This window comes from Streptomyces catenulae, assembly GCF_000718015.1.
Lineage (GTDB): Bacteria > Actinomycetota > Actinomycetes > Streptomycetales > Streptomycetaceae > Streptomyces > Streptomyces catenulae.
In genome coordinates this window covers 278,179-292,274 of the sequence record NZ_JODY01000003.1, presented here as the reverse complement: position 1 = coordinate 292,274, position 14,096 = coordinate 278,179, and the positions used below count along the sequence as shown (strand labels likewise).

Annotated in this window: 12 protein-coding genes and 1 pseudogene; 4 read left to right on the top strand and 9 right to left on the bottom strand. The window is 73.1% G+C overall.

The window, feature by feature from the left end; all coding sequences use genetic code 11:
- Positions 1-67: 67 nt before the first annotated feature.
- The 3 genes from IF23_RS0105290 to IF23_RS0105280 all read left to right on the top strand — a co-directional run bounded on the left by IF23_RS0105290 (position 68) and on the right by IF23_RS0105280 (position 3,928).
- Positions 68-1,654 carry an alpha/beta fold hydrolase gene (locus IF23_RS0105290; protein ID WP_030280332.1) on the top strand — a complete coding sequence of 529 codons (1,587 nt, stop codon included), beginning with the start codon at positions 68-70 and terminating at the stop codon, positions 1,652-1,654.
- 212 nt (positions 1,655-1,866) lie between these two features.
- Entirely contained in the window at positions 1,867-2,595 is a 729-nt protein-coding gene (locus tag IF23_RS0105285) for a TetR/AcrR family transcriptional regulator (protein WP_030280330.1), read from the top strand.
- Between the two features lie 22 nt (positions 2,596-2,617).
- The gene (locus tag IF23_RS0105280; protein ID WP_245654896.1) at positions 2,618-3,928 is read left to right on the top strand and encodes a cytochrome P450 family protein; all 1,311 of its coding nucleotides are present in this window, start codon (positions 2,618-2,620) and stop codon (positions 3,926-3,928) included.
- Between the two features lie 23 nt (positions 3,929-3,951).
- On the opposite strand, the gene IF23_RS0105275 is transcribed toward IF23_RS0105280, so the two are convergent.
- The 5 genes and pseudogenes from IF23_RS0105275 to IF23_RS0105255 form a co-directional block, all read right to left on the bottom strand.
- Complete coding sequence (locus tag IF23_RS0105275) at positions 3,952-4,827, bottom strand: amino acid ABC transporter permease (RefSeq protein ID WP_030280326.1); 876 nt, start codon at positions 4,825-4,827, stop codon at positions 3,952-3,954.
- Positions 4,824-5,468: an amino acid ABC transporter permease gene (locus IF23_RS0105270; protein WP_030280324.1), complete on the bottom strand. Its 645-nt coding sequence runs from the start codon at positions 5,466-5,468 to the stop codon at positions 4,824-4,826. The genes IF23_RS0105275 and IF23_RS0105270 overlap by 4 nt, the downstream gene beginning before the upstream one ends.
- Before the next feature lie 14 nt (positions 5,469-5,482).
- The gene (locus tag IF23_RS0105265; RefSeq protein ID WP_078653795.1) at positions 5,483-6,367 is read right to left on the bottom strand and encodes a glutamate ABC transporter substrate-binding protein; all 885 of its coding nucleotides are present in this window, start codon (positions 6,365-6,367) and stop codon (positions 5,483-5,485) included.
- Between the two features lie 44 nt (positions 6,368-6,411).
- A pseudogene (locus IF23_RS0105260) lies at positions 6,412-6,987 on the bottom strand (amino acid ABC transporter ATP-binding protein); the annotation flags it as partial.
- A 260-nt stretch (positions 6,988-7,247) separates the two neighbouring features.
- The gene (locus IF23_RS0105255; RefSeq protein ID WP_030280318.1) at positions 7,248-7,691 is read right to left on the bottom strand and encodes a DUF6278 family protein; all 444 of its coding nucleotides are present in this window, start codon (positions 7,689-7,691) and stop codon (positions 7,248-7,250) included.
- Between the two features lie 260 nt (positions 7,692-7,951).
- On the opposite strand from IF23_RS0105255, the gene IF23_RS0105250 reads away from it, so the two are divergent.
- Positions 7,952-9,751 carry an SGNH/GDSL hydrolase family protein gene (locus IF23_RS0105250; protein ID WP_030280316.1) on the top strand — a complete coding sequence of 600 codons (1,800 nt, stop codon included), beginning with the start codon at positions 7,952-7,954 and terminating at the stop codon, positions 9,749-9,751.
- 89 nt (positions 9,752-9,840) lie between these two features.
- Here the strand turns inward: IF23_RS0105250 and IF23_RS0105245 are convergent, their stop codons facing one another.
- From IF23_RS0105245 to IF23_RS0105230, 4 genes are all read right to left on the bottom strand, one after another.
- The gene (locus tag IF23_RS0105245) at positions 9,841-10,620 is read right to left on the bottom strand and encodes an exodeoxyribonuclease III (protein ID WP_030280314.1); all 780 of its coding nucleotides are present in this window, start codon (positions 10,618-10,620) and stop codon (positions 9,841-9,843) included.
- 42 nt (positions 10,621-10,662) lie between these two features.
- Positions 10,663-11,301: an MBL fold metallo-hydrolase gene (locus IF23_RS0105240; RefSeq protein ID WP_030280312.1), complete on the bottom strand. Its 639-nt coding sequence runs from the start codon at positions 11,299-11,301 to the stop codon at positions 10,663-10,665.
- 38 nt (positions 11,302-11,339) lie between these two features.
- The gene (pcaDC, locus tag IF23_RS0105235; protein ID WP_030280310.1) at positions 11,340-12,617 is read right to left on the bottom strand and encodes a bifunctional 3-oxoadipate enol-lactonase/4-carboxymuconolactone decarboxylase PcaDC; all 1,278 of its coding nucleotides are present in this window, start codon (positions 12,615-12,617) and stop codon (positions 11,340-11,342) included.
- Between the two features lie 379 nt (positions 12,618-12,996).
- Positions 12,997-14,055 carry a BTAD domain-containing putative transcriptional regulator gene (locus IF23_RS0105230; protein ID WP_037677363.1) on the bottom strand — a complete coding sequence of 353 codons (1,059 nt, stop codon included), beginning with the start codon at positions 14,053-14,055 and terminating at the stop codon, positions 12,997-12,999.
- Positions 14,056-14,096 lie beyond the last annotated feature (41 nt).

Genomic DNA, 14,096 nt, shown 5'->3' with positions numbered 1-14,096 from the left:
CCGGAGGTGTCCGGGCCCCGCCGGACGGACCGCGTCCGGCGGTACGCCTCACGGTCTGGAGCAGAAGATGACGCCCTCCCGCACGGCGCTGCGCGCCGCGACCGCCGCCGTCTGCGCCGCGGTACTCGCCACCACCACCCTCACCGTGGCCCCCGCCGCGGGCGCGGTCACCACCGAGCAGGGGCGTGCCGCGGCGCCCGCCGTACGGTTCGTCGACATCACCGGCGACGGCGGTGTCACGCTGAAGGCCAACGTCACCACCCCGGCGGACGCCGACGGCTCCCGCCGGTATCCGCTCGTGGTGCTGCCGACGAGCTGGAGCATGCCGCAGGTCGAGTATCTGGCGCAGGCGCGGAAGCTGGCCGCGGCGGGCTATGTCGTCATCGGGTACAACGTGCGCGGTTTCTGGCAGTCCGGCGGGGAGATCGAGACGGCCGGGCCGCGGGATGTGGCCGATGCCTCCAAGGTGATCGACTGGGCGCTGGCACACACCCCCGCCGACCCGGCGAAGGTCGGCATGGGCGGGGTGTCCTACGGCGCCGGTATCAGCCTGCTGACCGCGGCGCAGGACAGGCGGGTGCGGGCGGTCACGGCGCTCAGCGGCTGGGCCGACCTCATCGACTCCATCTACAGCGGACGCACCCAGCACCTCCAGGCGACCGCGATGCTCGGCGCCTCGGGCGCGCTCACCGGGCGGCCCGGGCCGGAACTCCGCTCCGTGCTCAAGGACTTCCTCGGCTCGAACCTCGCCAAGGAGAAGGACATGATCGCCTGGGGGAAGAAGCGCTCCCCCGCCACCTATGTCGACCGCATCAACGCCAACGGCGCGGCGATCATGCTCGGCAACGCCTGGGGCGACTCGCTCTTCCCGCCGAATCAGTACGCCGACTTCTTCGAGAAGCTCAAGGGCCCCAAGCGGCTGGAGTTCCGCCCCGGCGACCACGCCACGGCGGAGGGGCTCGGGCTCTTCGGACTGCCCAACGACACCTGGTCGCACGCCCGGGAGTGGTTCGACCACTACCTCAAGGGCACGGACAACGGCATCGACCGCGCGGCGCCGGTGCAGCTCAAGCCCCGCTCCACGGGCGGCTACGAGGGCTACCGCAGCTGGCGGGAGGTGACATCGGGCCAGCGGCGGATCGCGCTCGACGGCTCCCACACCCTCCGCACCGGTCTGGACTCCGGCGCCGACGGCGGGCTGATCTTCCTCTCCAGCGTGCTGGACCAGTTCCTCCACCTGCCGCCCACCGCCTCGATCCCGCTGCTGCCCCGCTCGCTCGCCGCCGTCTGGCAGTCCGAGCCCTACCGCACCACCCAGCACATCCGCGGCACCGCGACCCTGCACACCACGCTGACCGGCACCGCGGAGAGCGGCACCGCCGTCGCCTACCTCTACGACGTCGACGCGCTCGGCATCGGCAAGCTCGTCACCCACGCGCCGTACACCTTCCACGACCGGACGCCGGGCACCCCCTTCGGTGTGGATCTGGACCTCTTCTCGACCGCGTACGACGTGCCCGCCGGGCACCGGCTCGCGGTGGTCGTGGACACCGTGGACCCGCTCTACATCGCGCACAACCCGAGCGGCGCGAAGCTCACCCTCTCCTCCCCGGCGTCCGACCCCTCGTCGCTCTCCGTGCCGATCCACGACTGATCCCACCCCTCGCTCCGCTCCCCTGCAGGGCCCGACCGCACCGCTCCGGTGCGGTCACTACGGAACGTTACAACCGGCCACTGACAGCGCCCCGCGCGGCTCAACCCGTCCGGCGTGGCCGGAAGTTGACTGTGCGGGCGGTGCGGGCCGCCGTACCTTTGACCACGTGACCAGAATGGAAATCTGGTCACGGCACGGACGGGGGTACGGCGATGGAGCAGCCGGGGCGCGGGGAGCGGATTCTCCGGGTGGCGGGGGAACTCCTGGTGTCCTGGGGCTACCGCAGGGTGACCATCGACGAGATCGCCCACCGCGCCGGTGTCGGCAAAGGCACCGTCTACCTGCACTGGAAGACCAAGGACGCACTGCTGCTCGCGGTGCTCCTGGACAGCAAGAACGCCGCGCTCCGACGGCAGTTGTCGCGGCAGCGGGAGTCCCCGCTGGAGGCGCTGCCGAGCCGGATGGCGCGCGGCTACTTCCACGACTTCCTGACCAGCCCGGTACTGCGCGCCCTGCACACCGACAACACCAACGTCCTGGGCCGTCTCACCGACATCGCCACCGTGGAACTGGCCGAACTGATGGACCACACCACCGACGCGGTCCTGCGCCATCTGGAGATCCTGCGTACCCACGGTCTGGTCCGTGACGATCTGAGCACCGCCGACCAGCTGCACACGTTCACCGCGGTGCTCAGCGGTTTCTTCACCACCGAGGCGCTGCGCGACGGGCGCGCCCCGGAGACCGCCGGGCACCGCGCCGACCTTCTCGCCCGCACCCTGCGCGCCGCGCTGGAGACCCCGGCCGGCTCCGTCACCGACCCGGGCGACCTGCCCGGCGTCCGGGCGGCAGCGACCCTGGCCGCACCCGCGGTCATCGCGCTGTACGAACACGTCGCCCGGCTCAGCGCCGAGGAAATGCGCCGTCAGCTGCGCGATTGACTCCCGACCGGAGGAGAACACGATGTCTGCGAAGCCGTCCACCGAACCGAACGCGGTGCCCGCCGCCTTCTCCGCCCACGTCGGCAAGCACCCGGGCGAGCCGAACGTCATGGACCCCACGCTGCTCACGGACCCGTTCAGCGGCTACGGCGCACTGCGGGAGCAGGGCCCGGTCGTCCGGGGCCGGTTCCTCGACGATTCGCCGATCTGGTTCATCACCCGCTTCGACGACGTCCGCGCGGTGCTGCGGGACCCGCGGTTCGCCAACGACCGCTCGCACGCCAGCGGCAGCGCCGAGGGTGAGGACCCGCTGACGCGGACGCTGAGGACGTTCGGCATCCCCGAGGGGACAAAGCAGCACCTCACGGAATCCATCCTCAACAAGGACGCGCCGGACCACTCCCGGCTGCGCCGTCTGGTCTCGCGCGCCTTCACCGCGCGCCGGATCAATGCGCTCCGGCCGCGGGTGGAGCAGATCACGGACGAGCTGCTGCGCCGCCTGCCCGAGCACGCCGAGGACGGGGTCGTCGACCTCATCGAGCACTTCACCTACCCGCTGCCGATCACCGTGATCTGCGAACTCGTCGGCATCCCGGAGGAGGACCGGGTGCAGTGGCGCAGCTGGGGCGCCGATCTGGTCTCGATGGAGCCGGAGCGGCTGGGGCGCTCGCTGCCGCTGATGGTCGAGCACATCCACGAGCTGATCGGGCGCCGCCGCGCGGCGCTCACCGACGATCTGCTCAGCGATCTGATCCGGGCGCAGGACGAGGACGGCGACCGGCTCAGCGACACCGAGATGGCCACCATGGTGTTCACGCTGGTCCTGGCGGGCCACGAGACCACCGCCCATCTCCTCGCCAACGGCACCGCCGCCCTGCTCACCCACCCCGACCAGCTGCGGCTGCTGCGCGAGGACCCGGAGTTGGCACCCCGGGCGGTGCACGAGCTGATGCGCTGGTGCGGCCCGGTCCAGGGCACCCAGCTGCGGTACGCGACAGAGGACGTCGAGATCGCCGGGGTGCGGATCGCCAAGGGGGACGCGGTCCAGCCGATCCTGGTCTCCGCCAACTTCGACCCGCGCCACTACGACGACCCCGACCGGCTGGACCTCACCCGTCACCCGGCGGGCCAGCCCGAGAACCACGTCGGCTTCGGCCACGGGATGCACTACTGCCTCGGCGCGACGCTGGCCCGGCAGGAGGGCGAGGTGGCGTTCAACAGGCTGCTGGCGCACTACCCGGACCTGTCGCTGGCCGTCGCCCCCGAGGAGCTGGTGCGGCTACCGCGCCCGGGCAGCTGGCGGCTGACGGCGCTCCCGCTCCGGCTGGGCTGACCGGCCGTCCGGCGCCGTCGCGGTCACTCCCGCGGCGGCGCCGGATGCTGTCCGGCGCCGGGCAGCAGCGTGCCCGGCTCCGGCGGCCCGACCTCGGCCGCCTCCACCTTGGGGTTGCGCCGCTGCCGCCGGGAGACCCAGGTGGCGAGCGCGGAGAGCAGCATGCACAGGCCGATGTAGATCGGCGAGATGATCATGACGACGGGGATGAACGGCAGGTCGTAGTCGAGGTTGGAGGCGATCAGCTTGCCCGCGTGCAGGAACTCCTCGTAGGTGATGAGGAAGCCCAGCGAGGTGTCCTTCAGGGCGACCACCAGCTGGCTGATGATCGTCGGCAGCATCGCCCGGACCGCCTGCGGGACCAGCACATGCGTCATGACCTGCGTCTTACGCATCCCGAGCGCCTGCGCCGCCTCGCCCTGGCCGCGTTCGACGGCGTTCACGCCGGTACGGAAGACCTCGGCGAGCACCGAGCCGTTGTAGAGGGTCAACCCGCTGACCAGCGCGACCAGCGGTTCCGCCTTCAGCGCCACATAGACGAAGAAGATCATGACGAGGACCGGCATGGCGCGGAAGAACTCGACCAGCACGGTGGACACCCAGCGCACCGCGCGGTGCTCGGAGAGCCGGCCGGACGCCAGCACCGCGCCGAGCGCCAGCGACAGCACCGCCGCGTAGGCGAACGCCTTGAGGGTGTTGCCCAGGCCCTTGAGCAGCAGTTCCTGGATTCCCTTGTAGAGGAAGGGCGTCCACTTCGCGGCGGTGAACTGGCCGGTGTCGAAGAGGAGGTAGAGGATCCAGCCGATCAGGGCCAGCAGGACGGCGGTGGCGGCGATGCCGTAGGTGCGGTGGCGGCGCCGGGTGTGCGGTCCGGGGACGTCGTAGAGGGCGGTGGTCATCGGGCGACTCCCCAGCGCTTCTCCAGCACGTTGAAGAGCGCGCTGATGGTCAGGGTCACGAGCAGATAGCCGACGGCGATCCAGACGAACGACCAGACGATGCTGTAGCCCAGCTCGTTGAGGGTCTTGTAGGTGCCGAGCAGTTCGACGACGCTGAACGACCCGGCGATGGCGGAGTTCTTGGCCAGCGCGATCAGGGTCGAGCCGATCGGCGGGATCACCGAGCGGAACGCCTGCGGCAGCACCACGTCGCCGAGGGTCTGCGGGAAGGTCATGCCCAGGCTGCGGGCCGCCTCGCCCTGGCCCTTCGGCACGGTGTTGATGCCCGCGCGGACCGCCTCGCAGATGAACGCGGAGGTGTAGCAGCCCAGCGCGAGGACGGCGAACAGCTGGAACGGCAGCACCAGCCCGAACCGCGGCAGCCCCAGCACCACCGCGAAGAAGAGCAGGGTCAGCGGGGTGTTGCGCAGCACCGTCACCCAGACCGTGCCGAAGACCCGGAGCGAGGCGACCGGCGCGACCCGGAACCCGGCCATCAGCAGACCGAGGGCGAGCGCCAGCAGCGAGGCGTAGACGGTGAGTTCGACGGTGCCGAGGAGCCCCTTGCCGTAGAGCGAGAAGTTGTCGAGGAGAACGTTCATCGGTCGGTTCCTTCTCAGCCCGGGTAGCGGTCGATCGGCGGCGGCTTCGGCGCCGGGACCCCGGAGAGGCCCAACGTCGCCTCGAACGCCCTCTTCCAGTCGCCGTTCCGCTGCCGGGCGGCGAGCGCGTCGTTGAGCGCCATCCGCAGCGCGGTGTCCTCACGCGGCACGCCGATCCCGTACGGCTCCTTCGAGAAGGGCTTGCCGACGACCTTCAGCTCGTCGGGCGCCTTCGCCGCGTAGCCCAGCAGGATCGCGTCGTCCGTGGTGACGGCGTCGACCTGGTAGGTGAGGAGGTTGTCGACGCAGATCGAGTAGGTGTCGTACGCGACCAGGACCGCCTTGGGGTAGTCGGCCTTGATGCGCTGGTAGGGGGTGGACCCGGCGGCCGAGCAGACGCGTTTCCCGGCCAGGTCCTGCGGGCCGTGGATGTTGTCCTCGTCGGCGCGGACCAGCAGCCCCTGCCCGGCCATGTAGTACGGCCCGGCGAAGCCCACCTGCTTCTTGCGCATCGCGTTGATGGTGTACGTGCCGACGTACATGTCGATCTGACCGTTCTGCAGCGCGGTCTCGCGGTTGGCGGAGGCGATGGTCCGGAAGTCGATGGTGGCGGGGGCGAAGCCCAGGGAGGCGGACATCATCTTGGCGATCTCGATGTCGAAGCCGGAGTAGCGGCCGCTGGCGGGGTCGCGTTCGCCCAGGTAGGGCTGGTCCTCCTTGACGCCGATGACGAGGTGGCCGCGGCGTTCGGCCCGTCGCCAGGTGGGCGATTCGGGCAGCTTGAAGCCGGTGTTCACGGCATAGTGCGGCAGTTGTTCGGCGCTCGGGCCCTTGGCGGGCGGGGATCCCTCGCGGCCGCAGGCGGCAGCGGCCAGGGTGAGGAGTGCGCAGAGCAGCAGGGCGGTGAGGGTGCGGCCCGGGCGCCGTCGGTGGGAATTCGGCAGACGACGACCATCGTCATACCGTCCCGGGCGAGCTGCTGCATGACCTCCAGCACCTCGTTGATCATCTCCGGGTCCAGCGCCGACGTCGGCTCGTCGAAGAGGAGCGCCTTGGGGTCCATGGCCAGGGCACGGGCGATGGCGACGCGCTGCTGCTGGCCGCCGGAGAGCTGGGCCGGGTACTTGTCGGCGTGGGCGGCGAGACCGACGCGGTCGAGGAGTTCGCGGGCGCGCCGGGCGGCCTCGTCCTTCTTCTGCCTGCGGACCTTGACCGGGGCCAGCGTGATGTTGTCGAGGACGGTCTTGTGCGCGAAGAGGTTGAAGGACTGGAAGACCATGCCGACTTCGGCGCGGAGCCCGGCGAGCGCCCGTCCCTCCTGGGGCAGCGGGGTGCCGTCCAGAGTGATGGTGCCCGACTCGATGGTCTCCAGGCGGTTGATGGTCCGGCAGAGCGTGGACTTGCCGGAGCCCGAGGGGCCGATGACGACCACCACCTCGCCGCGGCCGACGGTGAGGTCGATGTCCTGGAGGACATGGAGTTTCCCGTAGTGCTTGTTGACCCCGCGCAGTTCGATCAGCGCCTCACCGGCCATGCAGTCTGCTCACTCTCATCCGTACAGCGGAGAGTGTGCAACTTACCGGGACATATCCGACAGTTCTCCGCTGACACGCACGGGGGCGGTGAGGAGAGTGGAATCGGCGGGGCGGGCGGGAGCGCTCCGGGGGCGGGGCTCGCCGCCGAGCCGCGGCCGGACCGGGGGCCGCCCGCCGACGGGGCCACCTCGCGGTCGCCGGGGCGCACCGGCACACCGGGACGCGGCGGGGCCGCCCGGTCCGGTCAGCTCTCCGCGACCTCCGCGTAGACCTGCGAGAGTTCCGGCGCCCCGTCGTCGGCCCACTCGTGCCCGGCGGACGCCACGTCGATCTCCCGGCCGGAGGCCAGACACACCACCGGCTGCCCGTCCGGCCAGAGCCGCCACCGCGCGCCGGGCACCGTGCGGACGAGGACGGTGCCGAGGTAGAGACCCGCGTCGTTGCCGAGCCAGGGCAGCACCTCCGGATCGTCCCGCCAGACCGGTTGCAGCTGGTCGAGCGCCTCCAACGACGCGGCGGAGTCGTCCAGTTCGACCCCGGCGTGACCGGCCTCGGCGCGTAGCAGCTCGCACTCGGACAGCAGCTCGGCGACGGCCTCGGGATCCTCGCGCACCGCGTCCGCGGGCGACACCGCCGTACGGTGCGCGCCCGGACCCTTGCGCCACTTGTCCAGAAAATGCATGTTCATGGGGTGCAGGGTCCCACCCGTCCGCCGGGCCCGGCCACAGGCGCGCGGCAACCGCCGACCGCCGTTCGTCATCCCGACGCCCCCTTCCCTTCTCCCCCCTTTCACGGCGCTCCGGTCTGATCTGCCGGATCCGACAGCCGCCACCTCTCACCGGAACGCCCGTTTCATCAGGGGAAGTCCGCACCGCGCGCCGCCCGCCGCCGTACCGGGCGGGCGGCGCGGACCCTCTCGCACCCCATGTCTCACGGAGGGAACGACCGATGCGCGTACGACATCTGTGCACCGCCCTGGCGCTGCTCACCGCCGCCGCGACGCTGCCGACGGCCACGGCGGACGCCGCCGCACAACAGGCTCCCAAAGCCCGGCCGTTGACGCATCTCTACGACAACACCGCGGTCGGCGGCGGCTCCAGACCCGGCGCCGCCGACTTCGACGGTGCGGGCAACGCCCTCGCCGCACCCGATCTGTCGGCGGCCGACTGGACGCCGGGCCGCGCCCTCGACCTCGACGCCACCACCCTGACCTGGCCGCGCGCCACCGCGGGACGGCCCGACAACGTGGTGGCGAACGGCCAGACCATCGCCGTCCACGGCACGGGCGGCGCGCTGACCTTCCTGACCGCCGCGACCGGCACCGGCGCCGCCGCCACCGGGAGCGGCACCGTCCGCTACCGCGACGGCTCACGGAGCGGCTACCGGCTGACCGCCCCCGACTGGCGCTCCGGCCCGACCGCCACCGCGGCGGTGACGCTGCCGCACCTGGTCACCGGGCGCGGCACCGTCGCCGGACCGGCCCGGCTGTACGCGGTGACCGTGCCGCTGCGGGCGGGCCGCGCCGTCGCCTCCGTACAGCTGCCGCGGGCCACCGCCTCCGGCGCGGCGCTGCACGTCTTCGCACTCGGCGTGCGCCGCAACGACCAGGGGTGGACGGGGAGTTGGGCGACCAGCACCTCCGGCTACGCGGCGGTCGGACCGTGGCGGGACCGGACGCTGCGGTTGGTGGTGCACTCCGGCGCGGGCGGGCAGCGGGTCCGGGTGCGGTTCGCCAACACCTTCGCCGCCGCGCCGGTGACGCTCGGCGCCGCGAGCATCGCCGTCCGCGGTGACGGCGCGGCGGCCGACGGCGCGCCGCGGCGGCTGACCTTCCACGGGGAGCGCGGCGTACGCGTCCCGGCCGGTGCCGAGGTGGTCGGCGATCCGCTCGGCTTCGCCGTGCCCGCCGGGCGGGATCTGCTGGTCAGCGTCCATCTGCCGGGGACGGTGACAGCGGCGCCGGTGCACCAGGAGGCGGCGCAGACCTCGTACCTCAGCGCGTCCGGCGCCGGGGACCGCACCGCCGACACGGGCGGCGGCGCCTTCCCCGAGACCCTCACCACCTGGCCGTTCCTGACCGGCGTGGATGTCACCGGCGGGCCCGGGTCGATCGTGACGCTGGGCGATTCGATCACCGACGGGGTCCGCTCCACCGGCGGCGCCAACCGCCGCTGGCCCGACGTCCTCACCCGCCGCTTCCGGCAGCAGGACACGCTCCCCCGCTACGGCGTCCTCAACCAGGGCATCTCCGCCAACCGCGTGGTCACCGACCGCTACACCGGCGACGGCGTCAGCACCGACATGGGCGGGGTGAGCGCCGGACACCGGTGGCAGCGTGACGTCCTGGCGCAGACCTCGGCCCGTACCGTCGTGCTCTTCGAGGGGATCAACGATGTGCGGTGGGGTACCTCCGCGCCGGAGGTGGTGGACGGGCTGCGGGCGCTGGCCCGGCGGGCGCACGCGCACGGGCTGCGGGTGATCGCGGCGACGGTGACGCCCTGCGAGGGGTACCAGGACTGCACCGCCCAGGTCGAGGAGCGGCGGCAGGCGGTCAACGCGGCGCTGCGCGCGCCCGGCGCGGCGTTCGACGCGGTGCTGGACTTCGACGCCGTGGTCCGCGACCCGGCCCGTCCGCAGCGGATGCTCCCCGCCTACGACAGCGGCGACCATCTCCACCCGGGCGACGCGGGCCTCGCGGCGCTCGCCACCTCGGTGGACCTGCGGAAGCTGGTGCCGGGCCAGGGGTGAGGCGTACGGGGCGGGGGCGCGGGCCGGGGGCCGGTGCCGCCGCCCCGGGGCGCGGGCCCCGGCCCTCGCCCCGCACGCCTCCGGCTCCGTCAGAGATCCAGGTCGACCACGACCGGCGCGTGGTCGGAGGCGCCCTTCCCCTTGCGCTCCTCGCGGTCCACATAGGCGTCCGACACCGCGCCCGCGAAGGCGGCGTTGCCGTAGACGAGGTCGATGCGCATCCCGCGGTTCTTCGGGAAGCCGAGGGCGCGGTAGTCCCAGAAGGTGAAGGGGTGGTCGTACTTGAGGGGGCGGGGCAGCACATCGCTCAGACCGGTGCCCCGCAGGGTGGCCAGCGCCTCGCGCTCGGCGTCGGTGACATGCGTCTGGCCGACGAACGCCGCCGGGTCCCAGAGGTCCGCGTCGGTCGGCGCGACGTTGAAGTCGCCGAGGACGGCGAAGGGCCGGCCGCCCGCCGCGTCCTCGGTGACCGCCGTCCGCAGCGCCGCCAGCCACTCCAGCTTGTAGGCGTAGTGCGGGTGGTCGACCTCGCGGCCGTTGGGGACGTAGACCGACCAGGCGCGGATCGGGCCGCAGGTGGCGGAGACCGCGCGGGGCTCCTCGGCGCCGTCGTACGCCGGGCCGCCGGGCAGACCGGAGACGACGTCCTCCAGGCCCACCCGGGAGACCAGCGCGACGCCGTTCCACCGGCCGGTGGCGGTGACCGCGGACTCGTAGCCCAGCTCCTTCAGCTGGTCGGTGGGGAACTGCTCCGGGGAGCACTTGGTCTCCTGGATGCACAGCACGTCCGTGCCGGTGTTCTCCAGCCAGGCCAGCAGCCTCGGGAGGCGGGCGGTGATCGAGTTGACGTTCCAGGTCGCGATGCGCATGCCGGTAAACCTACAGCGCACCACCGACAACGGCCGCGGGTGTCAGAGCGGGCCGGTGGCGGTGCCGGGCGCCAGGCGGCCGTGGTCGGTGGCGGTGAGATTGCCGAGCAGACCGTCGTAGATCGGCCGGGCGTGGTCGCGCAGCAGGCTGTCGTGGATGTCGACGGCGCGGCGGGGCGCGACCGCGCGGACGTAGTCGATGACCTCGGACACCTTGTTCCAGGGCGCGTGCACCGGCAGCAGCAGGGTGTCGATCCGCCGCCCCTCGGGGACGGTGAGCGCGTCGCCGGGGTGGAAGACCGTTCCGTCGACGAGGTAGCCGACGTTGGTGATCCGCGGGATGTCGGGGTGGATGACGGCGTGCAGCTGGCCGTGGACCTCGATGTCGAAACCGGCGGCGGTGAAGGTGTCGCCCTCGCCGACGGTGTGCACCCGGCCCGGGAACGCCGCCGACAGCTGCTCGGCGACGGACGCCAGGGTCCAGATCTCGGCGGCCGGATTCGCCGCCATGCCCGCGCGCAGCCGTCCCTCGTCGAAGTGGTCGGCGTGCTCATGGGTGACCAGCAGGGCCTCGGCACCGACGGCCGCGTCCTCCTCGCTGAAGCCTCCGGGGTCGATGACGAGCACCCGCCCGTCCTTCTCCAGCCGGACACAGGAGTGGGTCTTCTTCGTCAGTTCCATGACGCCATCCTGCCGCCCCGGGCCCGGCCGCGCCCGGCTCACCCCTCCGGCGTGGTCTCCTCGCGGATCACCCGCTGGGCGACGGTGAAGGCGGCGTTCGCCGCGGGGACGCCGCAGTACACGGCGGTGTGCAGCAGGATGTCCTTGATCTCGGTGGGCGTCAGGCCGTTGCGGAGCGCGGCGCGGGTGTGTGCGGCGATGTCGCCGTGGTGGCCGCCCGCGACCAGCGCGGTGAGCGTGATGATGCTGCGGGTGCGGCGGTCCAGGCCCGGGCGCGTCCAGGTCTCGCCCCACTCGTAGCGGGTCACCAGGTCCTGGAACTCGCCGGAGAACGCGTCGGTGGCCTCCTCGACCGCGTCGACGTGCGCATCGCCCAGCACCTCGCGGCGGACCTTCGCCCCGCGCTCGTACGCGCTGCCGCGGACCGCCTCCGGCTGGACGAGCCCCGCCTCGATCGCGGCGGGCGCGGCCTGCGCGGCGGCGGCCAGCTGCGGCTTGGGCGCCGCCGCCCCGATGGCCGGCTGCCCGCCCGCGGACGGCTTGTCGTGCCAGGCGGTGCTGAAGTGGCGGATGAGGAGTTCGGTGACGGCCGCGGGCTGCTCGACCGGGGCGAGGTGGGAGGTGCCGGGCACCAGCGCCAGGCTCGCGTCCGGGATCCCGGCGACCAGGCTGCGGGCGTCGGTGGTCGGCGTGGTCTGGTCCTCCGAACCGGCGACGACGAGGGTCGGCACGCCCACTCTGCCCAGCGACGATCTGACGTCGTACGAGGCCAGCGCCTCGCAGGCGGCGATGTAGCAGCCCGGGTCGGTGGTGCGCACCATCTGTACGGCCCACTCGACGATGGCGGGCTGCGCGGCGGCGAACCCCGGGGTGAACCAGCGCTCGGGCGCGGTCCGGGCGATCGGGTCGAGGCCGTTGGTGCGGATGACCACCCCGCGCTGACGCCAGGAGTCGGCGGTGCCGTACCGCGGTGAGGAGGAGACCAGGGCGAGCGAGGTGACGCGCTGCGGGCGGGTGAGGGCCAGCTGGATGCCGATGGCGCCGCCGAGGGAGCAGCCGCCGTAGCCGAAGCGGTCCACGCCGAGCGCGTCGAGGGTGGCGGCGACCCGGTCGGCCAGTTCGGCGACCGAGGAGGCGGGATAGGCGGGCGAACCGCCGTGACCGGGCAGATCGAAGCGGATGACCCGCCACTGCCGGGTCAGATCCGGGATCTGCCGATCCCACATGTGCCACGTCGTCCCGAGCGAAGCGCCGAGGACGAGGACGGGGGCGTCGGCGGGGCCGTCGATGCGATGCTGCAGGGTCTTCTCGCTCACCCGGCCACGCTACCCAGCACTGACGCGGTCCTGACACCCGGGTCAGGAACTCTGTGACGGAACCGGTGCACTCGTGTCCGTCCCGTGTTCGGCCCGTACGGCGCCGGTCACACCCGTGTCACCTCAACGCCCGGACACCGCCGTAGAGATGGGGAACGCCGGGGTGGGACTGGCCGGAGAGCGCGTCCGCCGGACAGTCTGGCGGTGCGCGGCCGTCGCCTTCGCGGGCCGCGGGAACAGCGGGCGAAATCGGCGTGAACGGGCAGGAAACGGGGCCGGGTCGGCCGTTGCGGGCGGCGGTGGTCGGCGCCCGGCGCGGGCGCGGCGGGCGTACGGGGAGGGGTGTCCGGAGGCCGGTGGTGCGGCGGCGCCGGGGCGGTCAGGCGGCGCCCGCCCGGTCGGTGTCGCGCGCCGTGGCGTCGTCGCGCAGGACCGACCACCGGGCGCGCAGCAGGAGTTCGCCCGGCGGGACGCCGAGGTCGCCGGTGAGGTGGCGGGCGGTGCGGTCGAAGACGGCGAGCGCCTCGGCCCGGCGGCCACCGTGGTGCAGGGCGCGCATCAGGAGGGCGGCGACCGGTTCGTGGAGCGGTTCCTCCGAGGCCAGTGTGGTGAGGGCGGCGACCGCGTCGGCGACCCGGCCGAGCCGCAGCAGCCATTCGGCGCGCCGCCGGGCCAGCGCGACCCGGCGTTCGGCGAGCCGCATCCGTTCCGTCTCGGCCAGCGGGCCCGGCAGCCCGGCCAGCGGTTCGCCGCGGAACAGCTCCAGCGACCGGGAGCTGTGCCGTACCGCGGTGCGCAGATCCCCGGCGCGGGCGGCCGTCGCGGCGGCCGTGGCCTCGTCCTCCATACGGGCCACGTCCACCTCGGCGACGCCGTGGGCCAGCCCGTAGCCGTACCGGTCGCGCCGGATCACCGAGTCCGGGCAGGTGCCGAAGCGCAGGGGTTTGCGCAGCCGGTAGACGTAGACCGGGACGACGTCGGCGTCCGGCGACTCCAGTCCCCAGACGCCGTCGAGCAACTCCCGGCGGCTGACCGAGCGTCCGGACCTCAGCGCCAGCGCCGCGAGGACGGCCTGCTGGCGGACGGGTCCGACGTCGACGGGGCGCCCGGCGAGCCGGACCCGCAACGGGCCGAGCAGGGAGATCCGCAGCCGTGGGCCGGGCGGCAGGGCGAGGTCCGGCGCCGTCCGGTGCGGGCCGAGGCCGGGGACGACGAGGGCGCGGTCGGCGGTGTGGGCGAGGGCGGCGGTGCGGTCGCGCAGGCCCAATTTGCGCAGGATCCCTTCCAGTTGTGCGGTCACCAGCGGGGCGGGCAGGCCGAGGGTGGCGGCGATCCCGGCGTCGTCCAGACCGTGGCCGAGCGCGTGGAGCACCTCGCGTTCGCGGCCGGTGAGCGGCGTGAGGTGCGGGTGTTCCCGGTCGGTGGCCGGTGTCGGCATGTGGTGTCCCCGTTCCGTGGTGCGGTCGTCCGGCGGTCGCG

Coding starts and splice junctions, on each gene's coding strand:
- IF23_RS0105290 (WP_030280332.1), top strand. CDS start 68: ATGACGCCCTCCCGCACGGCGCTGCGCGCCGCGACCGCCGCCGTCTGC.
- IF23_RS0105285 (WP_030280330.1), top strand. CDS start 1,867: ATGGAGCAGCCGGGGCGCGGGGAGCGGATTCTCCGGGTGGCGGGGGAA.
- IF23_RS0105280 (WP_245654896.1), top strand. CDS start 2,618: ATGTCTGCGAAGCCGTCCACCGAACCGAACGCGGTGCCCGCCGCCTTC.
- IF23_RS0105275 (WP_030280326.1), bottom strand. CDS start 4,827: ATGACCACCGCCCTCTACGACGTCCCCGGACCGCACACCCGGCGCCGC.
- IF23_RS0105270 (WP_030280324.1), bottom strand. CDS start 5,468: ATGAACGTTCTCCTCGACAACTTCTCGCTCTACGGCAAGGGGCTCCTC.
- IF23_RS0105255 (WP_030280318.1), bottom strand. CDS start 7,691: ATGAACATGCATTTTCTGGACAAGTGGCGCAAGGGTCCGGGCGCGCAC.
- IF23_RS0105250 (WP_030280316.1), top strand. CDS start 7,952: ATGCGCGTACGACATCTGTGCACCGCCCTGGCGCTGCTCACCGCCGCC.
- IF23_RS0105245 (WP_030280314.1), bottom strand. CDS start 10,620: ATGCGCATCGCGACCTGGAACGTCAACTCGATCACCGCCCGCCTCCCG.
- IF23_RS0105240 (WP_030280312.1), bottom strand. CDS start 11,301: ATGGAACTGACGAAGAAGACCCACTCCTGTGTCCGGCTGGAGAAGGAC.
- IF23_RS0105230 (WP_037677363.1), bottom strand. CDS start 14,055: ATGCCGACACCGGCCACCGACCGGGAACACCCGCACCTCACGCCGCTC.